Source organism: Staphylococcus pseudoxylosus (assembly GCF_044794325.1).
GTDB lineage: Bacteria > Bacillota > Bacilli > Staphylococcales > Staphylococcaceae > Staphylococcus > Staphylococcus pseudoxylosus.
In genome coordinates, this window is the sequence record NZ_CP085024.1 from 716,003 (window position 1) to 741,687 (window position 25,685).

23 protein-coding genes are annotated in these 25,685 nt (G+C 32.3%); 16 read left to right on the plus strand and 7 right to left on the minus strand.

The window, feature by feature from the left end:
* Positions 1–140: 140 nt before the first annotated feature.
* Entirely contained in the window at positions 141–500 is a 360-nt protein-coding gene (locus tag LG295_RS03205) for a DUF3139 domain-containing protein (protein WP_318832674.1), read from the plus strand.
* Positions 501–632: 132 nt separating this feature from the next.
* Here LG295_RS03205 and LG295_RS03210 read toward each other — a convergent pair whose 3' ends face one another.
* Both LG295_RS03210 and rsp read right to left on the minus strand, forming a co-directional pair.
* Positions 633–980, minus strand: a complete 348-nt coding sequence (locus LG295_RS03210; RefSeq protein ID WP_107531980.1) for a DUF4889 domain-containing protein — start codon at positions 978–980, stop codon at positions 633–635.
* A 146-nt stretch (positions 981–1,126) separates the two neighbouring features.
* Positions 1,127–3,226: an AraC family transcriptional regulator Rsp gene (gene rsp / locus LG295_RS03215; protein ID WP_318832675.1), complete on the minus strand. Its 2,100-nt coding sequence runs from the start codon at positions 3,224–3,226 to the stop codon at positions 1,127–1,129.
* A gap of 230 nt (positions 3,227–3,456) precedes the next feature.
* Between rsp and LG295_RS03220 the strand changes: the two genes are divergently transcribed.
* Positions 3,457–4,032, plus strand: coding sequence for an N-acetylmuramoyl-L-alanine amidase (locus LG295_RS03220; protein WP_318832676.1), 576 nt, complete (start codon positions 3,457–3,459; stop codon positions 4,030–4,032).
* 126 nt (positions 4,033–4,158) lie between these two features.
* Positions 4,159–5,601 (plus strand): sucrose-specific PTS transporter subunit IIBC, encoded by a 1,443-nt coding sequence (locus LG295_RS03225; RefSeq protein WP_107557756.1) that lies wholly within the window; start codon positions 4,159–4,161, stop codon positions 5,599–5,601.
* Between the two features lie 169 nt (positions 5,602–5,770).
* On the opposite strand, the gene LG295_RS03230 is transcribed toward LG295_RS03225, so the two are convergent.
* On the minus strand, positions 5,771–6,709 hold the full coding sequence (locus LG295_RS03230) for a magnesium transporter CorA family protein (protein WP_107557755.1): 939 nt from the start codon (positions 6,707–6,709) through the stop codon (positions 5,771–5,773).
* 29 nt (positions 6,710–6,738) lie between these two features.
* Positions 6,739–7,344, minus strand: coding sequence for a TetR/AcrR family transcriptional regulator (locus tag LG295_RS03235; RefSeq protein ID WP_107531887.1), 606 nt, complete (start codon positions 7,342–7,344; stop codon positions 6,739–6,741).
* A gap of 156 nt (positions 7,345–7,500) precedes the next feature.
* Here LG295_RS03235 and LG295_RS03240 point away from each other — a divergent pair, with 156 nt between their 5' ends.
* From LG295_RS03240 to LG295_RS03265, 6 genes are all read left to right on the plus strand, one after another.
* The gene (locus LG295_RS03240) at positions 7,501–8,790 is read left to right on the plus strand and encodes a YhgE/Pip domain-containing protein (protein ID WP_107557754.1); all 1,290 of its coding nucleotides are present in this window, start codon (positions 7,501–7,503) and stop codon (positions 8,788–8,790) included.
* 656 nt (positions 8,791–9,446) lie between these two features.
* Positions 9,447–11,111, plus strand: a complete 1,665-nt coding sequence (locus LG295_RS03245) for a Na/Pi cotransporter family protein (protein ID WP_107531984.1) — start codon at positions 9,447–9,449, stop codon at positions 11,109–11,111.
* 361 nt (positions 11,112–11,472) lie between these two features.
* Complete coding sequence (locus LG295_RS03250) at positions 11,473–12,252, plus strand: glucose 1-dehydrogenase (RefSeq protein WP_107557753.1); 780 nt, start codon at positions 11,473–11,475, stop codon at positions 12,250–12,252.
* 236 nt (positions 12,253–12,488) lie between these two features.
* A complete protein-coding gene (locus LG295_RS03255) occupies positions 12,489–13,505 on the plus strand; it encodes an MsnO8 family LLM class oxidoreductase (RefSeq protein WP_107557752.1) in 1,017 nt (338 codons plus the stop codon).
* Complete coding sequence (locus tag LG295_RS03260; protein ID WP_318832677.1) at positions 13,502–14,839, plus strand: LLM class flavin-dependent oxidoreductase; 1,338 nt, start codon at positions 13,502–13,504, stop codon at positions 14,837–14,839. The genes LG295_RS03255 and LG295_RS03260 overlap by 4 nt, the downstream gene beginning before the upstream one ends.
* An 82-nt stretch (positions 14,840–14,921) precedes the next feature.
* Complete coding sequence (locus LG295_RS03265; RefSeq protein WP_107531546.1) at positions 14,922–16,394, plus strand: Na+/H+ antiporter NhaC family protein; 1,473 nt, start codon at positions 14,922–14,924, stop codon at positions 16,392–16,394.
* Between the two features lie 99 nt (positions 16,395–16,493).
* Here the strand turns inward: LG295_RS03265 and LG295_RS03270 are convergent, their stop codons facing one another.
* Positions 16,494–17,258, minus strand: coding sequence for a DeoR/GlpR family DNA-binding transcription regulator (locus LG295_RS03270; protein ID WP_107531547.1), 765 nt, complete (start codon positions 17,256–17,258; stop codon positions 16,494–16,496).
* Positions 17,259–17,433: 175 nt separating this feature from the next.
* On the opposite strand from LG295_RS03270, the gene LG295_RS03275 reads away from it, so the two are divergent.
* The 5 genes from LG295_RS03275 (at position 17,434) to LG295_RS03295 (ending at position 21,271) form a co-directional block, all read left to right on the plus strand.
* Complete coding sequence (locus tag LG295_RS03275; protein ID WP_107531548.1) at positions 17,434–18,516, plus strand: zinc-binding dehydrogenase; 1,083 nt, start codon at positions 17,434–17,436, stop codon at positions 18,514–18,516.
* Between the two features lie 44 nt (positions 18,517–18,560).
* Positions 18,561–19,559: a dihydroxyacetone kinase subunit DhaK gene (locus tag LG295_RS03280; RefSeq protein WP_107531549.1), complete on the plus strand. Its 999-nt coding sequence runs from the start codon at positions 18,561–18,563 to the stop codon at positions 19,557–19,559.
* Between the two features lie 11 nt (positions 19,560–19,570).
* Entirely contained in the window at positions 19,571–20,209 is a 639-nt protein-coding gene (gene dhaL, locus LG295_RS03285; protein ID WP_119613843.1) for a dihydroxyacetone kinase subunit DhaL, read from the plus strand.
* A gap of 25 nt (positions 20,210–20,234) precedes the next feature.
* Positions 20,235–20,681, plus strand: coding sequence for a ribose 5-phosphate isomerase B (rpiB, locus tag LG295_RS03290; RefSeq protein WP_042362155.1), 447 nt, complete (start codon positions 20,235–20,237; stop codon positions 20,679–20,681).
* Between the two features lie 176 nt (positions 20,682–20,857).
* On the plus strand, positions 20,858–21,271 hold the full coding sequence (locus LG295_RS03295; protein ID WP_017723240.1) for a DUF2871 domain-containing protein: 414 nt from the start codon (positions 20,858–20,860) through the stop codon (positions 21,269–21,271).
* 164 nt (positions 21,272–21,435) lie between these two features.
* Here LG295_RS03295 and LG295_RS03300 read toward each other — a convergent pair whose 3' ends face one another.
* A complete protein-coding gene (locus LG295_RS03300; RefSeq protein ID WP_318832678.1) occupies positions 21,436–22,353 on the minus strand; it encodes an ABC transporter substrate-binding protein in 918 nt (305 codons plus the stop codon).
* A gap of 112 nt (positions 22,354–22,465) precedes the next feature.
* On the opposite strand from LG295_RS03300, the gene LG295_RS03305 reads away from it, so the two are divergent.
* Together LG295_RS03305 and LG295_RS03310 are read left to right on the plus strand one after the other, a co-directional pair.
* A complete protein-coding gene (locus LG295_RS03305; protein ID WP_107557747.1) occupies positions 22,466–23,497 on the plus strand; it encodes an NAD(P)/FAD-dependent oxidoreductase in 1,032 nt (343 codons plus the stop codon).
* A 25-nt stretch (positions 23,498–23,522) separates the two neighbouring features.
* Positions 23,523–23,924, plus strand: a complete 402-nt coding sequence (locus LG295_RS03310) for a GNAT family N-acetyltransferase (RefSeq protein ID WP_107557746.1) — start codon at positions 23,523–23,525, stop codon at positions 23,922–23,924.
* Positions 23,925–24,091: 167 nt separating this feature from the next.
* Here LG295_RS03310 and LG295_RS03315 read toward each other — a convergent pair whose 3' ends face one another.
* Positions 24,092–25,456 carry a sugar porter family MFS transporter gene (locus LG295_RS03315; RefSeq protein WP_404476411.1) on the minus strand — a complete coding sequence of 455 codons (1,365 nt, stop codon included), beginning with the start codon at positions 25,454–25,456 and terminating at the stop codon, positions 24,092–24,094.
* Positions 25,457–25,685: the final 229 nt, after the last annotated feature.

Sequence of the window (25,685 nt, forward strand, 5' to 3'; positions counted from 1 at the left end):
TTATAAATGATTTGTAATCAGTCATACTAATAATATTATGTATTTTATTATAAAATAAAGGTGTAATAAAGCGTTAATGAGGGGCATAACTACTCATCTATCAGTTAGAAAGTTATCGTTTTAACTAAAGGAGATTAATGATGAAAACATTTTTAAAAATCATAGGTCTATTAGTGTTGTCACTGATTATTGCTATTGTATTTTTCTTTGGCATGAGAACATATCAGGGACATAAAAATCTAGAACTAGTAGATCATTATATGGATGAACAAAATTTAACTGAAAAAATTGAATCCGAGAAAACATTGTATAGTGCTAAAAAGGGTTTATATTATAAGCAAGTTAAATTTAAAGATGATTCAGAACATACGTATACAGTGCAACCAATTAGTACATTTAAAGGTATTTTAGTACAAGGTTTTGATAGTGAAACCAATAAAAATATCAAAGATGCTAAACATAACGAATTTAAGGAAGATTATAAGCCTAAAGATAAATAGGCATACATTGTTAATATATGAGGAGAGGTAGGGACTAATTATTTGTCCCTACCTCTCCTCATTTTTTATATAATAGCAATTTATTAGAGATGTGCATGTATAAGTTTTTGCATTGAGGTTATAGCGCAAAGCTTACATACCTTTCATGTCATCCATGTCATGGATTTTCATCATTAAACCATGAGGAATGTCGTCATGATCGACAACTTCCATTTTACTAAAAGCGCCATCCCCTTCGGCTTTTATTAACTTAACGAAATTTCCCTTTTTAGGAGAGAACCCTGATTCGGCCGGTAACTTAACATTTTTTTCTATTTTATGATCTTTTTCACTTATTATTTTATCGGCGGTTGTTTCATTTTTCATATAGCCATAATAAGTTTCTTTTTGACCACTCGACAACATCATAATAATCAATACAACAGCAACAATTAACATTAATGCACTTATAGTAATTGCGAACATTTTACTGTTTTTCAAAGTATCATTCTCCTTTATATCTATTTTCTTCTGTTATATCTAAAATATTTGATTTATGCAATCGAAAGTACAAACTATGATTTAGCTAAACGTATGTTACTAAGTTTTAAAGCTTGTTAAGTTTATCGTAATTAAAATATGAAAAGTTAAGATGGTAATATACGAATATATTTTAGTTCATCATGATGCAAAATAAATTCTAAGCTATTTTTAAATTCTGTAAACTGTCTAATTTCTGCTTTTGGTATGGTGGATTGTTCAATATATCGTAATAATGATCTTTCGATATATATATCGTTGAATGAAGGTGGCAAAGCATAGTCAATGAATCCATGTTCACGGTTTAATGTCTGTATGAACAATGTGATTTTTGAATTTAATATAGTTTGTTTTAAGACCAGATGAAGTACTTCTTTTGGTGAAGTACGATGATTTATGGAATTGAATAAAAGCAAATGCATTTCTTCTTTTTCCTTGAGTATAATAAAGTTTTTATGGATAGAAACTGATTTGCCGATAAAAGGTCTAATAAATTGATATATATACATTAGGGGTTCATAAATTCCATGACTGTTCATCAAAGCAACATCAGCTTTCTCTTTACGCATTAATTCGTACCCTACACCGCAACCTCTATTTAACAAGATAAGAATATGACACATTAAATCAGCTAGTTCTAAAGGATGGCTTTCTTCGTAAAACTTGAAGCATTGCTTTGTAAGTTTTGTGTATACAAACTTTGATGTATCAATATGTGAAGCTTTAATTACTTTATTAAAGTAAGCGTAATAACTCATTGAATTATTAAATCCTTCACCTTTTTTATTTAATAGATTTCGAACTTGTACTTGCTCTATATCAATAAAATGATAATCAAAGTTAAACCTTTGAAGTAGTGTGAAAGCATTTTTTAAAGAATTAACCTGGTTCATTACACCTTCGATGGTAATAGCCATTTTTATATTAAAGTTCAGATTTTTTATTTTAATATATAATCGATTCACTTCGTTTAATGATAAATGAGAGGTATCAAAGAGAATTAGGAAATTATAATTCTGCTGATGTTTTGCATATTTTGGTTTGAATTTTAAAAATTGCAGTATTAAGCTTTCGATAAAATCAAACTGTGTCATAGATTTTATTCTTAGCGCAATACCGATATAATCAGAGAATAGTGAATCAATAAAATCAATCATACCAGTGAGACTTAAATTTTCTAACGAGAGATTTCTAATATTATTAATTAATACGTAAGCATCAGTTAAATCTTTAAAACTGAATTTAGAATTAAAGTCAGACTGAATAATATCCATTAAACTATCTATATGAATAAAGATAGTAGGGCGTTTCGCCAAATCCTTAAAATCTAATCGCTGAGTATCAATTCGTAATTGATTTGATGAAACAGGCTTTTCTTTAGTTATTAAATCAATTTGAGGCTTGAACCTATTCAAATCATTATTGATTAGTACAATGTTGTTTTGGTGTAGCGCATGTATTGATTTTCTAAATTCATTAGGTGTCATATTTAAGAAAAATTTAAATTGATGAATATAATTTGAATAATGATTGAATCCATAATGTTCAGATATATGATAAATTGCGTGTTTCGTTTGAATAAGATCAGCGAGTGACAAAGCAATCTTAAGGCTAGTTATATAATGTTTAAAGCTAATACCTAAATATTTCTTAAACAATATAGAAATATAGGGCGCAGAAATATAAAATGTACTGGAAACATCTTTGGATGAAAGTGATTGAGTAACATGTGCTTTTATAAACTCAGTTATATCGTTTAATAAGGCGTTTTCTGTGCAAATAGATGGAATATAAGTAAACTCATGTTCTATTTTTGTTTCCTTATTGATTATAGTTATAATTTCATTGAGTATAGGTGACTCAGTAGGTCCACATTGGCTCAACTGTTGAATCATCGTTAAGATTTGGAACTTAAGATATTCATTGGAATTTAACAATTTGTAGTTATAGTAAAAATTGAAGAAACATTTAATTGTTTTTGTGAATTGTTGGATAGGTATACACATTTCTACTACTTGTTCAGAATCTGAAATGTGATATAAATCATTGTGATTTATAATAATGATATGGTTTTCAGCAGATAATTGATGGCCATTTAGGGTAACATCTAGCTTATTGTTTAATGAAAATAAAAGTATGACTTGATGTATACATCGTTGTGTATGAGTGTTTAGAAATTCATGAATACACAAAGTTGTACTATTCATAGTAAAGGCAACTCCTGATAATAATTTAAAATGGTATATTGTTCAAAATACATTATATTACAAAAAGTTATGACTTTTAATCCTTTAAATATAAATATTTTTTAATCTTATAAAGAGATTCGATGTTAAAAATTAAATTTAGAACAATGTATTTTGATTAGCAGATAATTTTTTCTGAGAAATCAACTTAAAAATTCATACTGTTCTATTTGCCACGGAGGTTTTAAAATATGAAACACATTTATTCTAAATTTTACAATCAAGAATTTAAAATAACGGAATTAAAATCTGAAATATTAGGTGTCGTGTTACATGACGATGCAGAAAATAATAGTGCAGAAGATTATATCGTCTGGCTACAGCAAAGGATAGATAATCATGAATTGGAAAAAGGTTGGGCGTGTGCATATGTTGATAAGCAGACATGTTATTGGTTTCATCCATCTCCATATGTAGAATGGCACTGTGGTAATACTTTTGCGAATGAGCATTATATAGGTATCGAACGTTGCCAATCAAAAATGAATGGCATATTGTCTGATGAACAATTTATGAAGAATGAAGAAACAAGTTATTGGATTGCAGCATTACTATTGAAAAAATATCAGTTACCAGTAAATAGAGAGACTGTAAAGCTGCATAAAATGTTTTATGATACGGAATGTCCTGCAAGAGCTTGGTCAATGCATTTGGATAATGCACCTACAAATGAAGAAAATATAAAAATGCTACAGGACTATTTTATAGACAAGATTAAATCTTATTATTTCAATATAAAAGAGAGTGATATGTCGGTAGTTGGCTAATGTTTAACACTTTAAATATAGTCACAAAGAATATACAAAAATAGGATTGCGTTATTTAATGGAACCGATTACAATATGATTATAAAGTTTTTTGGTACCGGTTCCGTTTAAAAAGGAGGTTATATAATGAATTATAAAAAGTCTGCAGAAAATATATTGCAAGCGCTTGGTGGGGAAGATAATGTTGAAGCAATGACACATTGTGCAACGCGTTTGAGACTTGTGTTAAAGGATGAAGGCTTGGTTGATGAAAAGGCATTAGGGGATATGGATGTTGTAAAAGGTACGTTCTCAACAGGAGGACAATATCAGGTTATCATTGGTTCTGGTACGGTAAATAAAGTCTTTAGTGAATTAGAAAAGATTACCGGCCAAGAAGCGTCTTCGGTGTCAGATGTGAAAGCGCAAGGCACTAAAAACATGAACCCTTTTCAAAGGTTTGTGAAAATGTTGTCAGATATCTTTGTTCCAATCATACCAGCCATTGTAGCTGGTGGTTTACTTATGGGTATCAATAATATATTAACTGCACCAGGTATTTTTTATGATAATCAATCATTAATAGAAGTACAAAATCAATTTAGTGGCTTAGCTGAAATGATTAACATTTTTGCTAATGCACCGTTTACATTACTACCTATACTAATTGGTTTTAGTGCTGCAAAACGATTCGGAGGTAATGCATACCTCGGAGCAGCACTTGGAATGATATTGGTTCATCCAGAATTGATGAGTGCTTATGATTATCCAAAAGCATTAGAAGCGGGTAAAGAGATTCCTCATTGGAACTTATTTGGGCTTGAAATTAATCAAGTAGGGTATCAAGGTCAAGTATTACCAATGTTAGTAGCTACATATATTCTTGCAACAATTGAAAAAGGTCTAAGGAAAGTTATACCCACAGTATTAGATAATTTATTAACACCTTTATTAGCAATATTATCAACTGGTTTTATAACATTTTCATTTGTTGGTCCGTTAACACGTACTTTAGGATATTGGTTATCAGACGGTTTAACGTGGCTATATGAATTTGGTGGTGCTATCGGTGGGCTTATATTTGGTTTGTTATATGCGCCGATCGTGATTACAGGTATGCATCATAGTTTTATTGCAATTGAAACTCAACTTATCGCTGACAGTTCCTCAACAGGTGGTTCATTTATATTCCCGATTGCAACAATGTCCAATGTTGCACAAGGAGCGGCTGCACTTGCAGCATTCTTTATTATAAAAGAAAATAAAAAATTAAAAGGTGTCGCATCCGCTGCAGGTGTATCTGCTCTACTAGGTATTACAGAACCAGCAATGTTTGGTGTGAACTTGAAGCTAAGATATCCATTTATCGGTGCCATTGTAGGTTCAGGTATCGGTTCTGCCTATATCGCATGCTTTAAAGTAAAAGCGATTGCATTAGGTACTGCAGGTATACCAGGATTTATATCTATTAGTGGTCAAAATAATGGTTGGTTACATTACGGAATAGCAATGATCATTGCATTTATCGTAGCATTTGGCGTAACATATGCTTTGTCATATAGAAAGAAATATAAAAATATTGAAGCATAGTAGTATAAAGATATATAGATAAATAGTAGTACAAAAAATGCATTATCAAAATAAAAGACTAATCCTTATGAAGACGGATTAGTCTCAGACTGTCGACAAATTTTCCAACTTTGTTGACAGTTTTTTTGTGCACACTTTTCGCGAGCACTGCATTAGTTTATAATCTAATTCACAATTTTTGTTTGCGCCATAAAAACGCGCCTACGATGGTCACGATAATGAGAGAAATGCCAATCACGATGAGCCATGAAATATAACTATGGTCATCAATAGGTAAGGGGACGTTCATGCCAAAAAAGCTAAATACTAGCGTTGGCAATGTTAAAAAAACAGTGAAAAGCGTTAATGTTTTCATCGTATTATTCATCTCATTTGATAGTAATGATGCATATGAAGTAGTGATACTCTCTAATATATCTGTATAAAGTCTCGTCGTTTCTAAAGCTTGATTATTTTCGATTAATAAGTCTTCTAAAATGTCTTCATCTTCATCAAAGCGTTTCATAGCTGGTAGACGGAACAATTTTTTTACTATGCTTTCATTACCTTTAAGCGCAGCTAAAAAATAAACTAAACTTTTTTCTACTTCCATTAAATTATAAAGTTGCTTATTTGTGACGTTATTCTTTAGCTCACGTTCGATACGTACACGTGTTTTATTTAGCAATCTTAAATTTCTGTTGTAATGATTTGTAATTGTTAACAATATATTTAATGCAAAACGACTATGAAAGCGTAGGTTTATATTCTGACGAGCAAAGTTTTCTAAGAATTCATTTTCAACATTACAGATCGTAATGATTTTTTTATTTCCAATAATAATGCCTAAAGGAATAGTAATAAATGATAATACTTTTGAATTAGTGTCATTTATAATAGGTAAGTCTAATATGATTAATGAATAATGCGAATCTTCATCATATTCAACACGCGCACTCTCTTCTCTATCTAATGGGTCTCGTATGAAATCTTCAGGAATGTCATAGCGAGCTATAAGCATTTCGATTTCCTCCCAGTTGGGATCAACGACGTTAACCCATGAAGCTGTTTGATCCAGTTCAGATTCGATTATTGTATCTGTTGGTGAATGTTTATATGCAGTTATCATGATAATTTGAGGCCCTTTCTTCAGAAGTGTTATTTATATTGTTCTTTTGCCATTAAACGTAATGGACCGTTAAATATAATTTTGAATAAGTAATCAGCAACCATATCGGGTTCCATTCTATTATTATCTTGTACCCAATGTTTGATAAAAGAAATCGTAGCACCTGAAACATAACTATGAAAATAATCTATAGGTATGCCTGAAATTTTTTGCTTATTGCTGAGGTTTTTAGTCATATTAGCGTACATAAGTTCTGAAATCTTATCTTCAAGATGACTCTTTCTATCTAACTTAAAAATAACTAAGTAAAAATCGATATCTTTTTGAATATGGAGAATGATATTTTTAAGAATTTTTTCTGAAAAGTTTTTAGCGAAGTCTTCTAAATTTGAGTCTTGCATAACCAACTTATAAGTACCTATTTCATCTGCTAAACTAGCGAGAATTTCATCTTCAAGATCTGAAAGTAAAATATATTTATCTTCATAGTGTAAATAAAAAGTCCCTCGATTAACATCTGCTAGAGTTGTTATATCTTGTATCGTTATACGCTCTAGTTCTTTTTCTGCTAATAATTTTATAAAAGCTTGTTTGATTGCATTTTTAGTTTTTCTGACACGACGATCTTCTACCATTTTATTCAGCTCCTTAGACTTTAATAGACAAACTCTGTTTATTTGTTGATAAACAAACAAAATGAAGCATATTGCATATTGCTTATTGAATTATGCTCATTATAATAAACAAAGTAGTTATTAATCAACAAAGTGTTCAAAAAGGAGGTAAATAATATGAATATATTTAAAAATAAATTATTTTGGATAGCGCCAATAGCAATTTTAATCATATTGGCAATATTTTCAATAGCATTTTATCCAGCTTATAATCCTAAACCAAAAGCTTTACCCATTGCTATAGTTAATCAAGATGAAGGTACATCTATTCAAAATAATGACATCAACATTGGTGAAAATTTAGAAGATAAATTATTAAATAGTGATTCTGATACTATAAAATGGGTTAAAGTAGATAATGAAAAAGATGCTCGAAAAGGATTAGATGAGGAAAAATATTTTGGTGCAGCTATTTTTGAAAAAGATTTTTCAAAACATGCAATGAGTAAAACTCAAAAAGTAGTAATGGATAGTAAAAAGGAAGCAATGCAAGAGCAAATACAATCAGGTGAAATACCACCGGAACAGGCTAAAAAAATGCAAAGTCAAATGGCTAAGTCTGGTGCTTCACAAGACATAACAGTCAATCAAGCAGAATTTAAAACATTAATTAATAGTGGTGCGAATATGCAAGCATCACAAATTTCTTCGAATGTATTAAAAGGTATCGGTGATAATTTAAATAAACAAATAACACAGCAAGGTTTAGATACTCTAGAAAAACAGGATGTTAAAGTTAGTCCTAGTGATATTCAAGGACTTACAAATCCTGTGAAGGTATCAGATCAAAAGATTCATAAAGTTAAAGATCATCAAGGTAATGGTAATGCATCATTCTTGATGTTTATGCCAGTGTGGATTAGTTCAATCGTGGCGTCTATTTTGCTGTTCTTTGCATTTAGAACTTCAGATAATATTATAATATCGCATCGCATTATTGCGTCGTTAGGTCAATTGGCTATTGCTGTTGTTACTGCCTTTATAGGTGGATTTGGTTATGTATACTTTATGTCTAGCGTTCAAGGGTTTGACTTCCCTGATATTAATAAAATAGGGCTTTTTGTTTCTATTGCATTATTAGGCTTTATTGGACTTATTCTAGGTGTTATGACTTGGTTAGGTATGAAATCTATTCCAATATTCTTTATAGCAATGTTCTTTAGTATGCAACTTGTAATGTTTCCTAAACAAATGCTACCACAATTTTATCAAGATTATGTTGTGGGTTGGAATCCATTCACGCACTATGGTGAATATTTGAGAGCATTACTTTATATGGATCAACCACTAGAAATGAATGCTACTATGTGGATGTTTATCGGTTTTATTATTTTTGGAGTTGTTTCTTCAATAAGTGCTGCAATAATTAGAAAACATAGTGGGAAACGTACAGAAGTTCCTTCATAAATGTATAAAGTACAGCACTATTTATTGGATTGATTTAAAATAAAGGATTTTGTTAGTAGTGATTGGAACATCAATCCCAGAAAAATAGCACTCAGATGTATTGAATTCAATTCATCTGAGTGCTTCTTTTTTATTCAATACTCCGTATTGTTGGGTCGCTTTCTTAGGGGACAGCTTCAGCCTGTAGTCTTCAGCTTGTCCTGTTCCCTCAAGAGTCTTGCCAAAAGTCTCATCCACATATAATTCAACATTATAATACTCAAAAAATTAATGTCCTTACGTATAATTTAATACACACTACTAAACTAAATAATAATGAAAAAGACAATTTCTATATTATTTCAGTAGAAATTGACTTTTTTCACTTGTTCAAGAACTTTATGTCCCAGACTCTTTTTATATGAATATTTCAATAGACAATTAATACAAAATAAAATTTCATAAAATATACAAAATTAAATGGCATAAAATGTACTACCCATTGTTTTTAATAAACACTGTCATTGCAATGTTTATTAGCACATTGAAAACTGAATGAAATATGATTACATAATTGTTTAGCACATTTTCTATAATTTTAATAAAGAATTAACATTTGCTTAACAAAAATAAGTTATAATTCACATAGTTTACAAATAATTTAAAGAGGTGTGACGATGGATTCTTCTGTAATGGAGATAATTTTCACTTTTATCGGTGGTTTAGGTATATTCTTATACGGAATTAAACAGATGGGCGATGGCTTACAAGCAACTGCTGGCGATCGACTGAGAAGTATATTAAATAAATTTACTAGTAATCCAATCATGGGTGTTTTGGCAGGTATGATTGTTACAATTTTAATTCAAAGTAGTTCAGGGACTACTGTCATTACGATTGGTCTTGTAAGTGCAGGATTTATGACAATGCGACAAGCAATCGGAGTTGTTATGGGAGCGAATATAGGTACCACGGTTACAGCATTTATAATAGGTATTGATATTGGTGCTTATTCACTACCCATCCTAGCTATTGGCGCGTTTTTAATTTTCTTTATTCAGAAAAGAAAAGTTAAAAATATAGGTATGATTTTATTTGGATTTGGTTCTCTTTTTTATGGTTTAGAGTTGATGAGTGGCGCAGTGAAGCCACTCGCTAATTTAGATGGGTTTAAACAAATCATGTTAGATATGTCATCAAATCCAATATATGGTGTTTTAGCTGGTACATTCTTAACAGTTATCATCCAAAGCTCAAGTGCAACTATTGGTATATTACAAGGGTTTTTTGCTAATGATTTAATTAGCTTGCATGGTGCACTGCCAGTACTATTAGGTGATAATATCGGTACAACGATTACTGCTGTTTTAGCAAGTTTAGCAGGTTCTCTTGCATCAAAACGTGTTGCAGCAGTTCATGTCATGTTTAACGTGATAGGTGCAGCAATATTCTTGCTCATCTTACCGTTGTATCAACTAGTTATTGAGTGGATGCAAGGCGCAATGAATTTAAAACCAGAAATGGTTATTGCATTTGCACACGGTACATTTAACGTAACAAATACTTTAATTCAATTACCATTTATTTTTGTACTAGCTTGGATAGTTACGAAAATAATTCCAGGTGAAGATATGAATGAAAAATACAAACCAAGACATCTTGATAAGAACTTAATTAATAGAGCGCCTAATATTGCTCTACAAGAAGCTCAAGATGAAATTCAAAACATTGGTAGAATGACATTATCCATGTTACAAAAAGTCAATCACTACGATGAAAAAACTGAAAAAGATATTATTCAGAAGCATGCAGCAATTGACAATATGTATGATAATGTCAGACAGTATCTTACTAAAATATCTGAGAAGAAGTTGTCACAAGATGATGCAGAAAGGGTGTCTGTTTTATTCGATGTTAATCGCACGATGTTGAAAGTGGCTGGTTTATCAGAAGCCTATTTATTAGATTTGAAGAAAAAAGAGACAGATCCTATTAAAATCTCTGATAAAGCTGAACAAAGTATTGAAAAGCTTTACAATCATGTTAACATGTCATTTGAAAAGACAGTTGAAATGTTCAACGTTTATGACAGAGTTAAGCGTGATGAAATAGTTAAAATAAGTAATGATTCATACAAACTTGAACATGATTTAAGGAAAAAACATATTAAACGTTTAAGTTCAGGTGAGTGTTCACCAGAAGGCGGCTTATTATATCTAGATATGATTGCAATATTAGAACGAATCGGTTACCATTCTAGAAATATTTCAGAATCAATGGTTGATATTGATGAAATAGAATTAGAAGAACACGCGGAAAATCCATTAGGTTGGTCTTACTAATCGTAAAAATTAGTATATAATTATTTATAAAATAATTACACTTGACGAGATAGAAATCAAATTTTGATTTCTGTCTCGTCTTTTTTATATAAATTATTAAAAAAGATTTTGTTGATGCTAGTTACAGATTTATCAAGTTAAGAATGATTTGATATTCCCAAATCACTTTAATATCAATACTAAAGTAGCCGTCAAAATGATAACATACTATCTCATAATCGAAATTTTCTAAGTGAGTATGTGGCAATTATCTAGAGAATGAAATATAAAGAATAAAATTAGTAAGCGTTTCCACTATCTTTGAATATTAATTTATTTTACAATTACAAATAATACACGAAATAAATGGAGGTTACATAACATGAGTGTTTTAGACAAATTTAAACTAGATGGCCAAGTCGCAATTGTGACAGGAGGTGCCTCAGGACTAGGAAAAGCAATGGGGAAAGGTTTAGCTGAAGCGGGTGCAAACTTAGTGATTGCTGATATTAATTTAGATTTGGCAAAAGAAACAGCAAACGAATTTGAGACTGAAACAGGAAATCAAGCCTTGGCATGTAAAGTAGATGTAACAAACGTGTCGGATGTTGAGCAAATGGTTTCAGATGTAATGGATAAGTTTGGACGTATAGACATTCTATTTAACAATGCTGGCATCAATGAACATGTTAAATTTGAAGATATGCCTTACGATCGTTGGGTTAAAAATATGGATGTCAATATCAACAGCATGGTTTTAGTTTCACAAGCTGTAGGAAAAGTGATGATCAAACAACAAAAAGGTACTATTGTGAACACTTCTTCTATGTCAGGAATCATCGTAAATACACCGCAACCACAGGCGGCATATAATACATCTAAAGGTGCAGTGATTATGTTTACTAAAAGCTTAGCAAATGAATGGGCGGAACATGGTATACGTGTAAATACGATTGCTCCAGGTTATATGGAAACAGAACTAACTAAAGATTATTTTGCTCAAGGTGGAGAAATGATTGATACATGGATGAACTTTACACCATTAGGTCGACCTGGTGTACCTGAAGAATTACAAGGTGCTGCACTATATTTAGCTTCTGATGCTTCATCATTTGTTACTGGTAGTGTTGTCACAATTGATGGGGGATATACAGCATTATAAATAACTAGTAACTAATTTAAAATTAAATCTAATAATATCAAAAGAGAAGTTGAGATAAAATAATACTCAACTTCTCTTTTTTACGATGCTTTTAAAGTGCTTATATTAAATGACCCCAAAGAATCTAGTTTTATTTAATCCTTACTAAAACGATAAGAATACTTGACAAAGTTGTATGAGGAGCATAGTATTACTAGTAATCTAATATTCAGAAAATTGATTTGGGGGGATTATATATGACATCTATGAGTATTCTAGATCAAAGTCCAATTGATATTAATGAAACTGTAAATGAGGGTATACAACGAACTGTTGAATTAGCACAACTAGCAGATAAATTAAAATATACGAGGTATTTTGTTGCAGAGCATCATAATATTCCAGAAGTTGCGGGTACAAGTCCAGAAATATTAGTGACACATCTACTTAACAAGACTAACGAAATACGTATTGGTTCAGGAGGAGTAATGTTACAGCATTATAGTCCTTTTAAAGTAATAGAACAATTCCACTTTATTAGCCATCTTGCACCAGGAAGAGTAGATTTAGGGATTGGTAAAGCACCTGGTGGATTTCCATTAGCAACACAAGCTTTGCAATCAGAATTCAAATCGCCACAAGTTACTTTCAATGATAAATTCCAACTGTTAAACAATTTCAATAATCGTAGTTTTAAAGAAGATGATGCGTATCATCAATTACAAACCTCCATAAGAGGTATTGAAGTTCCTAAGCCAGAGCTCTTTTTATTAGGGGGCAGTGATCGTTCAGCACAATTTGCAGCAAATGAAAATGTTGGTTTTGTATATGCTTTCTTTATAAATTCTAATGTTGATATGTTACGAAGTGCAGTGAAATCTTATAAACAACAATATCCAGAAGGACGTTTTATTGTTGCTGTAGCGGCAGTAGTAACAGAGAATGAAAAAGATAAAGAATTAGTTAAAGATGGTCGTACAAATTATGCTTTGCATTTTAAAGATGGTAGAAAAATTACTGTAAATACTAAGGAGCAACTAGAAGCATTCAGTAAACAAAGTACAGAACATTTTGAAGTTGAGGAAAAGCAAATAGATGTTTTAGAAGGATCAGCTACTGAAGTTAAACATCAATTATCTCAGTTAAACAATGAAGGACTCATCGATGAGTTTATGTTGCATATGCCAATACAGAAGCACAAATTAAGAGTGAAAACGGTGGAGAAACTTGCGCCATCATACACAATTGCTAACCAGAAAGAAGGGGTATTATGAGTCAGAAAAAAATAGATTTTGGGATTATGTTAAATGGTCCAGGTAGTCATATGCATGCTTGGAAATCTCCTGAAGTTCCTAGCGATGCCAGTACTAACTTTGAATACCAACTAGACATTGCTAAGAGAGCAGAACGAGCAGGTTTTAGTTTTGTTTTTGTAGCAGATGGTTTATATATTCATGAGAAGTCTATTCCCCATTTCTTAGATAGACACGAACCTTTAACGTTACTTGCTGCACTTGCACCAATTACTCAAAAAATAGGTTTGGTTGGTACAATTTCAACTTCATATAGTGAACCTTTTACCGTTGCGAGACAGTTAGCAACGATAGATAATATTAGTCATGGACGCGCAGGATGGAACGTTGTTACATCACCACTTGAGGGTAGTGCAGATAACTATAGTAAAGGTGAACATCCGGAGCATGATACAAGATATGATATCGCTGAAGAACATATTCAAGTGGTACAAGGATTATGGGATTCTTATGAAGATGATGCCTTTAAATTTGATACTGAAAAAGGCAAATATTTAGATAAAAACAAAATGCACACACTAGATTATAAAGGTGAATATTTCCAAGTAAAAGGACCATTAAATGCAAGTCGCTCTGAACAAGGTCAACCAGTCATTTTTCAGGCAGGCGCTTCACCTAAAGGACAAGACTATGCAGCCAAATATGCAGATGCAGTTTTCACATTGGGAGAATCAAAAGAAAGTGCGCAACGGAATTACGAAAGTATTAAAGAACAAGTTAAGGCTTATGGACGTAATCCCGATGAAGTAAGAGTTTATCCTATATTAGCACCAGTCATAGCTAAGACAGAAAGTGAAGTAGAAGCACGTTTTGAAAATATTAAGACTTTAGCAAATATTGATGAAGCATTAGATTATTTAGGTCGTTATTATGATCATCATGATTTTAGTCAATATGATTTAGATGCACCTTTTCCAGATTTAGGAGAAGTTGGTCAAAATAGTTTCCGAGCTACAGCAGATGCAATTGCTAATCGTGCAAAAGCAAACCAATCAACGTTAAGAGAAGTTGCGTTAGAAGAAACAGTTAGACGTTCTCCATTTATGGGAACATATGAAGCTGTAGCAGATTTAATCATTGAATGGGTAGAAGACGGTGCAGCAGATGGTTTTATTTTTGGACCACATATATATGGGGCGGTTTATGATGAATTCTTAGAAAATGTATTACCTATTCTAGAAGAGAAGGGGTACTATGATAAAACGTTTCGTGGAGAAACATTAAGAGAACATCTTGGCCTTCCTTTTAAAGAAAATAGATATACGCAATCTACACAATCCCGTGTTACAAACTAAAGCTTTACAAGTATTGAAATGGATGGACACATCTAAATTATAAAAGTTGTGTCTATTTTTTTATTAAAAGGAGTGAACGATTATGTCAGAATCTAGTACAACATCTTATCAAAATACTGTTAATCAAACAGCTAACCCAACTTCTATAAAAGCAAAAAGGAAATTAGAATTACCACATGTGCTATTAATGATGTTAATAATGATGATGTTTGCTTGTTTTTTGACATATATCATTCCTGCTGGGACGTTTAATACCGACAAAGATGGATCGATGATACAAGGGACTTACCACGCAATTGCGCAACATCCTGTGAATCCATTTTATGCAATAACTTTAATTCTAAATGGCGGTATCCAGTCTGCTCAAACAGTTACTTTGTTATTATTTATAGGTGGCTCAATGGGAGGCATTCTGCAGTTAAATTCAGTTACGAAAATAACCAATTTCATGATTTATAGATTTGAACATGCAGGCGCATTGCCATTAATAATAGGTTTATTCTCATTGATGGCTTTTATAGGGTTCTTTGTTGGTGGGGATCAAATGATTGTGTTTGTAACCTTGGGTGTCATTTTAGTAAAACGTTTAAAATTAGATCCTATTATGGCTTTGGCGATTACATTCTTGCCTTTATATATGGCATTTTCAGTCTCACCTTCTGGAATGGCTAAAATAGGACAAATTGTCTATCCTGATGTCGCGCTTTATTCAGGCTACGGTGGTAGGGCAATTATGTATCTTATATTTTTAGTTGTGACCTTATTATATGTAATTTGGTATGCGCGAAGAGTAATTAAAAATCCAGATAATAGTATGATGACGACAAAATTTTGGCAACAGCAAAATGATGATTCATCAAATGAAGCAATGGGATCGGAAGATAGAAAGGTAAGTTGGAGAGATACCGTTGTCGTTAGTTTAGTTGTTGTTACACCTATCATTTTAGCGTTAGGAAATGGTTTGTTAAATTGGACTGAACGATATGGTAATGGTGTTTTTATTACAGTATTTGGTTTGAGTTTTGTGTTGGCGTATATTGTTAAGGGGAAACGACCATCTGAAATGGTGGATGGATTTTTAGAAGGTGCAAAACCAATGCTTGTAGTTGCATTTGCAATCATTATGGCAAATACCATTAGCGTGATATTAGAAAAAGGACAAATATTAAGTACGATAGTGCATGGATTGACGACGCAACTTGATGGCGCTTCGTCAGGTGTAGTTTCGGTTTTAGTGTTTTTGGTTGCTACAATATTTAATTTCTTAGTGCCTTCTGGTTCTGGATTGATGAGCGTGATGGTGCCTATATTACAACCTGTTACAACAGCATTAGGGGTTAATGATCAAATATTATTAACTTCATTATCTTTTGGTGGTGGATTAGGTAATCTTATCACTCCGACATTAGGTGCTACAATTGGTGCTATCGCTATAGCTAAGGCTAATTTTGGCTCATGGTTTAAATTTATGGCGCCGTTATTTGTCATATGGATGATAGTTGGTGCTGTGATACTTTATATCTTTACTGCAGTTGGCTGGAGTGGTGGTATATAATTGCTAATCAAAATAAAAGGAACAATGATGACTTTATCTAAAGTATTTTATACTTAGGACTTTAAAGTCTATCGTTGTTCCTTTTTTGTTTTTATTTTTTCATGGAGCTACTGTTAATGAAAATGGTACATTTTTTTTCCATTTATTTGATGGTGTTTCATCAGTTATGACTTCTGTAATGTCACTGATTTTTGCAAATGAAAGTGTAGAGGATATATCGAATTTACTTTTATCAATAAGTGCAATGACATTTTCACTTTCTTTTACCATTTGTTTTTTTAATTGAACTTCAGGTAAAGAGAAATCAGTTAAGCCATTTTCAAGTGTAAAGCCGTTCGCAGATAAGAAGAAATAATCTATGTGATACATTTCTAGTATTTGTGAGTCGATATTACCTGTAATAGCATTTGAATCTTGTGAAACAAAACCTCCAACCACAAGCACTGTTAAGTGTGGATTCTCTTTTAATAATACTGCGTTTTCTAACCCGTTTGTGATAATAGTTAGTTCCATTGTTGTTTCCGTTAATAATTTGGCTAATTCATAAGTTGTAGAACTTGCATCAATCATAATACATTGCTGTGGTTGTATTTTTTTTAAAGCATGTTTACTAATTTTATATTTTTCTGAATGTTTTTGAGTTAAGCGATAAGAAAAATTTAACTTAGAACCCAGGTTTTCAGTTATTTTTGCACCACCGTGTGTACGGATTAATTTATTTTCACTTTCAAGGCGTCTTAAATCACTTCTTACAGTTGCTTCTGTAACACTTAAGTAATCAGAGAGTTGTTTTACAGTTGCACGTTTATGAGATTTTATATAAGTATAAATATGTTCTCTGCGCTCATCAGCATACATTTTCATATGGATTACATCCTCCTTTATATCACTATACATTTTAACATAAATAGTGCACAAGAAAACTAAAACAAATAAAAATGAAAATAAACGAAAGAATATTTGAAAGAAATGAAAAAATATATTAAAATAATAATTGTTAATGAAAACGTTTTCTAAAAAAGAAGGGGAGATTTTAATTATGACTAAGACAAATTATCCAGAACAAATGAATGCTGTTGTAGCTTATGCACCTGGTGAATATAAATATGAAACAGTTGAAACTCCGAAAATAGAAAATTCAAAAGAAATTATCGTAAAAGTGGAAGCATGTGGTATCTGCGCAGGTGATATTAAAGCCTATGATGGTGCGCCGAGTTTTTGGGGCGATGAAACACAGCCATCATACATTAAAGCACCAATGATTCCAGGTCATGAATTCATCGCTCGTATTGTTGAAAAAGGCGACGATGTTACAGAATTTGAAATTGGAGATCGTGTAATTTCTGAACAAATCGTGCCTTGTTGGGAATGTAGATTCTGTAACCGTGGAGAATACTGGATGTGTGAAAAACATGATTTATATGGATTTCAAAACAATGTGAACGGTGGTATGGCAGAGTATATGAAATTCACAAAAGAAGCCATCAATTATAAAGTGCCTGAGGATATGCCTATAGAAAAAGCAATTTTAATTGAACCTTACGCCTGTAGTTTACATGCAGTACAACGTGCCAACATTAAACTAGGAGATTTTGTTGTACTTTCTGGTGCTGGAACATTAGGTTTAGGTATGGTAGGTGCAGCTAAAAAAGCAGGTGCTGAGACATTGGTTGTCTTAGATATGAAAGATGAACGATTAGAACTAGCTAAGGAGTTTGGTGCTGATATCGTAATGAATCCAGCTAAAGTTGATGTGGTTAAAGAAATCAAGTCAATGACTGAAGGATATGGCTGTGACACTTATATTGAAGCTACGGGTCATCCTAAATCAGTTGAACAAGGTTTAAGTGCAATCAGAAAATTAGGTCGTTTTGTAGAATTCTCTGTATTTGCTGATCCAGTAACAGTAGATTGGAGTATTATTTCAGATCGTAAAGAATTAGATTTGATGGGAAGCCATTTGGGGCCTTATTGCTATCCACTTGTCATTGATGGCATTCAAAAAGATGACTTTCCAACTGATGGTGTAGTTACACATCAATTACCTTTAAAAGATTTTGAACAAGGATTTGATTTGATGAAAAAAGGAGACAAATCATTAAAAATTGTTCTCGTCCCTTAAAGCTAATAGCTAAAGAATTTGTGTAATAAAAGGAGCGCATTGAAATGAAAAAAATGGTTAATAATCCAGACCATGTTATTGATGAATTAATGACTGGTTATTTAGCGGCTTATCCTGAATATTTAAGACGTTCAGAACTTCATAAAAGGGCTTTAATAGGTAACAAAAGAACGGAAAAACGCAAAGTAAGTGTCTTGATTGGTGGAGGATCTGGCCATGAACCAGGATTTTTAGGGTATGTAGGCCAAGGTATGGCGGATGGTGTGGCTGTTGGTAATATATTTGCTTCGCCGTCACCGATACCAATTCAAGCTGTGACAAAAGAAATCAATCAAGATTACGGTGTGTTGTATATATATGGTAATTACGCTGGTGACTTAATGAACTTTGAGATGGCTAGCGAAATGACAGAAATAGAAGATGACATCCAAACGGCTGCTGTTATCGGCAATGACGATGTTGCCTCATCTAAAGATATTAATGACCGTAGAGGTATAGCCGGTGAATTACTTGTATATAAAGCTGCTGGAGCAGCGGCAGATTTTGGATATAACTTGGAAGAAGTAAGACGTATTGCTCAATTTGCAAATGATCAAACACGTTCTATGGGGATTGGTTTAAGCCCATGTTATCTACCACAAACAGGTAAACCAAGTTTTGATTTAGAAGATAATGAGATGGAAATTGGGTTAGGACATCATGGAGAACCAGGCATAGAAAAAACAACAATAAGAACAGCTAAAGAAACGGTAAACGTGATTATGCAAAATATTTTAAAAGAAGCAATTTATCACGAAGGTGATGAAGTGGTTGTCTTAGTTAATGGTCTAGGTGCTACATCTCAAATGGAACTTTATATAATTAATAAAGAAGTAAGCGAAATATTAAAAGATAAAAATATTAGCGTTTATAAAACATTTGTTGGCAATTTTATTACGTCGATGGAAATGGGTGGTTTTTCAGTGACGCTAATGAAAGTAGATGAAACACTGAAGGCATGTGTAGATCATCCGGTGGATTGTCCGAACTTCAAGGTAGTTTAGGAGGCGTAAATATGATATTAACAAGTCAATCATTTAAAGATTATATATTAGCGTTAACAACGTTATTTGAACAGAAAAAAGATGAACTTTGTGAGCTAGACAGAAAAATTGGTGATGGTGACCACGGTGTCACAATGGATATTGGTTATCAGGCTGTAAAGGAAACGATTCATAATGAGTTAGCATCACAAAGTGATATTGCGAAAATTAGTGTAGCTGTTGGGAAAAGTTTTTTAGATGCTGTGGGTTCATCAGTTGGTCCATTATATGCGTCTGGTTATTTAAAAGGCGCTGTAGCAATTAAAAATCAAACAGAGCTTGATGATACAGGGTTATATCAATTTTGGATTGCATTTAGTAAAGGAATTAAAGATAGAGGCAAAGCCGAAATTGGTGATAAAACAATGATAGATACTTTAGAGCCATTTTATAAATCTTTATCACAATCAATGGAACAAGATATGCCTTTTACAGATGGTTACAATAAAGCATTAAAAGAAGCACACATAGGTATGGAAAGTACGAAGGACATTATTTCTAATAAAGGACGCTCTAAGAGATTAGGATATAGATCTCAAGGACATGTGGATCCTGGTGCGATGTCTGCTTATCTAATGTTACAAACATTTGGAAGTTTTATTGAAAATTAATGGAAACTATTAAGGAGGAAATTACATGAAAATAGCAATTGGTGCAGACCATAATGGATACGATTTAAAAGAAGCGGTAAAAGAACATGTTGAAGCATTAGGGCATGAAGTTGAAGATTTTGGTTGTCATCAATGTGCAGAAACAGACTATCCAGATGTGGCAGCTGAAGTTGGTAAAAGTATACAACAAGGGCAAAATGCTCGTGGCATATTAATCTGTGGTACAGGTATCGGTGTAGCTATAACAGCTAATAAATTAACGGGAATACGTGCTGCGTTAGCGCATGATTATTATTCTGCAGAGCGTGCTCAACTTAGTAATAATGCACAAATTTTAACAATGGGTGCACAAATTATTGGTATAGAAGTTGCTAAGAAAAACGTAGAAGCTTATCTCAATGTAAGTTGGGAAGGTGGTTCTCAACGTAAAGTTGATAAAATTGATGAAGTTGAGAGAAACGAGTCGAACTAAATGATAAAAAAGAATAGCTACAAAGAAATTTATCACTGTAAATTTCTTTGTAGCTTTTTTTATGTTTGGATACTGTATCTTAATATAAATGCTCCTTTTCCTTTTTAAGAAGTTTGTAGAATTGTCACTGTAATTTTTAAGATATTATCCTATAATATCCTTAAGGAGGATTATCTATGCGTAGAGTACTGTATGCTTTTTTAGTTTATACAATATTAGGTTTATTAAGTGGATTCTATTATCGTGAATTGACACTCGCTCATAACTTTACCGGAGATACACAACTCGTAGTTGTACATACACACACGTTAATCTTAGGTATGTTTATGCACCTTATTTTATTGCCTGTTGTGAAAATATTTAAATTAGATAGTTATTATTTATTTAACTGGTTCTTTATTATTTATAACGTTGGTGTGTTGACTACGATAGGTATGATGTTTACGAAAGGGACATATCAAGTTATTGGGCTTACGGTGCCAGATTCGTTTGCTGGATTTGCAGGCATGGGTCATACGATTTTAACTGCAGGCTTTATACTGTTGTTTTTCGTATTAAGAAATGCAATTATTAAAGATCCTAGGGATTAGTGAAAAGAGTATTAAATCTAAACTCATTAAAGTGAGTTTGAAACAGAACTAGCATTTAAATTTAAATGCATTTTTTTCAACTTGATGAATTATATGATAAGAGGGGATGAAATCAACAGTCGGATTTCACCCCTCACTTTTTTGTGAATCAACTTGATGAAAAGTTATTTTATATTCTTTAAAGCTTTATAGAATATGTCGCGTTGTTTTTCTAATGAAATAGGATCATTATACTGTGTAACAGTCACGTCGAATTTAATTATGTTTTTATTTTTTACTGCGGATAAATTACGCCAGTAATTGGTATTCTCAAATGGCGTATTTTGTTTGCCGTTTGTAGCAATAACTGCGAAATCACCTATATAGTCTGCAAAATTTTCTGGGTTAATTGGTGTAGCAAATTTATTTTTTGTGGCTTGTGCGAGTGCTTTAGGCTGCTTCATTTTATAACCATCATATAGTATTTCTGTGCCTCTACCCAGATGGTTGCTAAAGGCCATTGTTCCTTTTGGTGTTTGCTGTAAGACAGAAATAGATTTTTCTTTAATTACTGGTTCTAGTTCTTTTCTATCTTTTGCCATTTGAGTATCCCATTCTTTAATCCATTGTTTAGCTTTCGATGTTTCATTAACTAAAGTAGCAAGCTTTTTAGTATTATCTTTATAATTAGATTTTTCTGCATCAAAAGCAACTGTAGGTGAGATTTTTTGTAATTTTTTAATATTTTTATCTTGGGTTGTAGTAATGATTAAATCGGGTTTTTGATGTGTAATTTGTTCAATACTAGTATTATCAATACGTTTAATTCCTTGTGTAGCGTCATTTAATACTTTATTTTTATTTACAAATTCTGGAACTGCGATTGGCTTATGACCAAATTTTACTAGAGCACCTACATAAGTAGGGTGTAAAACTGCTATATTTTTAGGGTTTTTAGGAATTTTGATTTCATTTCCGGTATCATCTTTAAATATTTTTTCAGTGGACTCAAGGTTTGAATCTTCTTTATGGTTTGAATTATTTGTATCACAAGCAGCAGTAAATAAAATTAAATAAATAAGGAGTAAAGCTATTTTTTTCATTGGTGAACATCTCCTAAATATAAAAGTGATTAATAAAATGTTTTAGTTGATAATGATTATCAATTATAGCATAATGTATGTAAGATACAAGTTAAATTTGGGAGGATGCTTTATGGATGACGTAATTATAATTGGTGGTGGCCCAGCAGGATTATTTGCTAGTTTTTATTCAGGATTAAGAGGGATGAACGTCCGTATCATAGATATTCAAGACAAACTTGGGGGGAAGATGCATGTCTATCCAGAAAAAATTATATGGGATATAGGTGGATTAGCGCCGAAACCGTGTTTTGAAGTTATTCAAGACACAGTTAGACAAGGTCTACATTTTAATCCTGAAGTGAATTTAGAAGAACGTGTAATTGATATAAGAAAAATTGCTGAACAACATTTTGAGGTTGAAACGGATAAAGAAAATGTATTTGAAGGAAAATCAGTGATTATAGCAATTGGCGGAGGTATCATTAATCCAAAGCAACTAGATATCAAAGATGCAGAAAGATACAAATTGACTAACTTACATTATGTCGTACAGTCTTTGAAAAAATTTAAAGATAAAAATATTTTAATTTCTGGTGCTGGTAATTCAGCTTTAGATTGGGCTAACGATTTAAGTGGTTATGCTAAAAGTGTTACGCTTATTTATAGAAAAGCTGATATTAAAGGCTATGAAGCAATGAGAGATAAAATGGAACAATTGAATGTTGAAAAATTACCGAATACACATATATATCAATTAATAGGTGACCAAGGACAATCACAAATTGAAAAAGTGATATTAGAAAATATTGAAACAGGTGAGCAAACGGTAAAAGCATTTGATGATGTGATTGTCAGTCATGGTTTTGATAGAGAAAATACATTGCTCGAAGCTTCTTCAACTCAAGTTGACATGTTTAACGAGTACAGCATTAAAGGCTTTGGTAATACTTCTACGAGTATTGATGGACTTTATGCATGTGGTGATATTATATATCACGAAGCAAAAGCACATCTCATTGCAAGTGCCTTTAGTGACGCGGCGAATGCTGCAAATTTAGCTAAGCTTTATATTGAACCCAAAGCAGCTGCAGAAGGTTATGTATCAAGTCATAATGATGTCTTTAAAGAATCAAATAAAGTAGTTATGAAGAAATATTTATAATATAATTTTTAGGAGAAAATAATAAATGGTTGAGATAAAGCATGAACCACCAACTGTTGAAGACTATAGAAATTTACGTAAAATAGCTGGACTGAGCGAAAAATCCCGAGAAGCTGCTGAAAAAGGGATACCTAATGCATGTTTTAATGTCACAATCTTTGATCAACAGGCGTTAATAGGTATGGGAAGAGTGATTGGTGATGGTGGAACGGCGTTTCAAATTATTGATATAGCAGTTAATCCAGCATACCAAGGCCATGGTTACGGAAAAGAAATAATGACTCATATTATGGATTATATTAAAACTGAGGCCGAATCGGGAACATATGTCAGTTTAATAGCTGATTATCCTGCAGATCAGTTGTATGCACAATTTGGGTTTATGACTACAGAACCCAATTCTTGTGGTATGTATTTCAAATATTGATAAGTCAGCTTAAATTTATAGTTTGTACTTTGAATATAATAACTGAGGAGGCTGGGACAAATTAATTGTCTCAGCCTCCTCAAATGTTATATTGTCAATAACTTAAGTTATTAGTTCTTTATTGTGCATGAGCTGAGTTCTAATTCAAGCGCATACATTGCTAATTGCTATTTTGTCTCTTCTATATTTGCATTTGTAGCATTTGTTCTAGAACGTAAGTCTGCCTCAATTTCTTCTAAACTACGACCACGTGTTTCTGGTAAGTATTTGATTACAAAGATTAAGGCGCAAATTCCAATCGCAGCAAAGATTAAGAATACTTGTTCAACTGATAATACTTCCGTCAAAATTGGGAAGAATTGCGCAACTAATAAGCTACCAATTGATAATACAAGCGCTGCGACACCAGTTGCGGCACCACGTGCACGCATTGGGAATAATTCAGGTAACATAACCCAAAGTACTGGTCCCCAAGTAAACCCAAAGAATATAATGAATAAAGTTAAACAAGCTACGATAATCCATGCGGATGATTGAATACCAATTGTCCAAATTAAGATAGCCATAATTAGTAGCGAAGCTACCATACCAATGTTACCAATTACTAATAGACGCTTACGATCAATTTTATCAATAATCATAATAGCGACAATTGTGATTAAGACATTCACGGTACCAATTCCTACTGTGCCTAAAATGGAAGTAGCATTACCTAAACCAGCTTTATTGAAAATAGTAGGTGCGTAATAAATGATTGCATTAATTCCTATTATTTGTTGAAGTAACGCAAAGATACTTCCGATAATCAACGTTGGTCGTAACCACGGTGATTTTAAAACATTCCATGTGCTTTCAGAAATACTATTAATTTCTTTCATGTCTGCAATTTCTTTATTGATTTCACTATCTTTAAACGTTAATTTCATCACATCACGAGCTGCTTTTTCACTTCTGTGCTCAAGTAACCATCTTGGACTTTCAGGCATAAATGCAACACCAATTAATAAGATAACAGAAGGTATAATTGCAAGTGCTAGCATCCATCTCCAACCTTCTATTGGTGTGAACGCATAGTTGATTAAGTATGAAGATAAAATACCAATTGTAATCATTAATTGGTTTAAAGAACTTAATGAACCACGTTGTTCGGTAGGCGCCATTTCTGATAAATAAACTGGTACGATAGCAGTAGAACCACCTACAGCTAAACCTATGACTAGACGACCGAGAACTAGTATTGGCATGGAAGGTGCTAAGGCTAATATTAAAGCACCAACTATGTAAATAATTGCTATTATAAATACAACACGTCTACGCCCCAATCTATCAGACATCGGTCCACTAGCACCTGAACCAAATATTGCCCCAACTAACATAGATGAAACTACAAGGCCTTCAGTAAAACTATTTAAAGGTATATCATCTTTTATAAATAATAAGGCGCCAGATATTACTCCCATGTCATAACCATAGAGTAAACCTCCCAATGCACCAAGGAAAAAGATGAGTTTTTTATTTACTTTTATTCCCATAAAAACCCTCCTGAATGTTTTCGATAAAGATAAGTATACGCTTTCATATTTTACTTGTAAATATTAAAGTATAAGATTTTTATTTATTATTATCTATTTATATGAGGTGTAATTCTTATTTATATGTATAAAAATGTGAGGTTATATTAATCGGAATAAAATGAAAAAGAGCGTGAATATGAAAACAAATTTTAAGGTTTGCTTTCATATTCACGCTCTATTAAAGAGT

Coding starts and splice junctions, on each gene's coding strand:
- LG295_RS03205 (WP_318832674.1), top strand. CDS start 141: ATGAAAACATTTTTAAAAATCATAGGTCTATTAGTGTTGTCACTGATT.
- rsp (WP_318832675.1), bottom strand. CDS start 3,226: ATGAATAGTACAACTTTGTGTATTCATGAATTTCTAAACACTCATACA.
- LG295_RS03220 (WP_318832676.1), top strand. CDS start 3,457: ATGAAACACATTTATTCTAAATTTTACAATCAAGAATTTAAAATAACG.
- LG295_RS03225 (WP_107557756.1), top strand. CDS start 4,159: ATGAATTATAAAAAGTCTGCAGAAAATATATTGCAAGCGCTTGGTGGG.
- LG295_RS03230 (WP_107557755.1), bottom strand. CDS start 6,709: ATGATAACTGCATATAAACATTCACCAACAGATACAATAATCGAATCT.
- LG295_RS03235 (WP_107531887.1), bottom strand. CDS start 7,344: ATGGTAGAAGATCGTCGTGTCAGAAAAACTAAAAATGCAATCAAACAA.
- LG295_RS03240 (WP_107557754.1), top strand. CDS start 7,501: ATGAATATATTTAAAAATAAATTATTTTGGATAGCGCCAATAGCAATT.
- LG295_RS03245 (WP_107531984.1), top strand. CDS start 9,447: ATGGATTCTTCTGTAATGGAGATAATTTTCACTTTTATCGGTGGTTTA.
- LG295_RS03250 (WP_107557753.1), top strand. CDS start 11,473: ATGAGTGTTTTAGACAAATTTAAACTAGATGGCCAAGTCGCAATTGTG.
- LG295_RS03255 (WP_107557752.1), top strand. CDS start 12,489: ATGACATCTATGAGTATTCTAGATCAAAGTCCAATTGATATTAATGAA.
- LG295_RS03260 (WP_318832677.1), top strand. CDS start 13,502: ATGAGTCAGAAAAAAATAGATTTTGGGATTATGTTAAATGGTCCAGGT.
- LG295_RS03265 (WP_107531546.1), top strand. CDS start 14,922: ATGTCAGAATCTAGTACAACATCTTATCAAAATACTGTTAATCAAACA.
- LG295_RS03270 (WP_107531547.1), bottom strand. CDS start 17,258: ATGAAAATGTATGCTGATGAGCGCAGAGAACATATTTATACTTATATA.
- LG295_RS03275 (WP_107531548.1), top strand. CDS start 17,434: ATGACTAAGACAAATTATCCAGAACAAATGAATGCTGTTGTAGCTTAT.
- LG295_RS03280 (WP_107531549.1), top strand. CDS start 18,561: ATGAAAAAAATGGTTAATAATCCAGACCATGTTATTGATGAATTAATG.
- dhaL (WP_119613843.1), top strand. CDS start 19,571: ATGATATTAACAAGTCAATCATTTAAAGATTATATATTAGCGTTAACA.
- rpiB (WP_042362155.1), top strand. CDS start 20,235: ATGAAAATAGCAATTGGTGCAGACCATAATGGATACGATTTAAAAGAA.
- LG295_RS03295 (WP_017723240.1), top strand. CDS start 20,858: ATGCGTAGAGTACTGTATGCTTTTTTAGTTTATACAATATTAGGTTTA.
- LG295_RS03300 (WP_318832678.1), bottom strand. CDS start 22,353: ATGAAAAAAATAGCTTTACTCCTTATTTATTTAATTTTATTTACTGCT.
- LG295_RS03305 (WP_107557747.1), top strand. CDS start 22,466: ATGGATGACGTAATTATAATTGGTGGTGGCCCAGCAGGATTATTTGCT.
- LG295_RS03310 (WP_107557746.1), top strand. CDS start 23,523: ATGGTTGAGATAAAGCATGAACCACCAACTGTTGAAGACTATAGAAAT.
- LG295_RS03315 (WP_404476411.1), bottom strand. CDS start 25,456: ATGGGAATAAAAGTAAATAAAAAACTCATCTTTTTCCTTGGTGCATTG.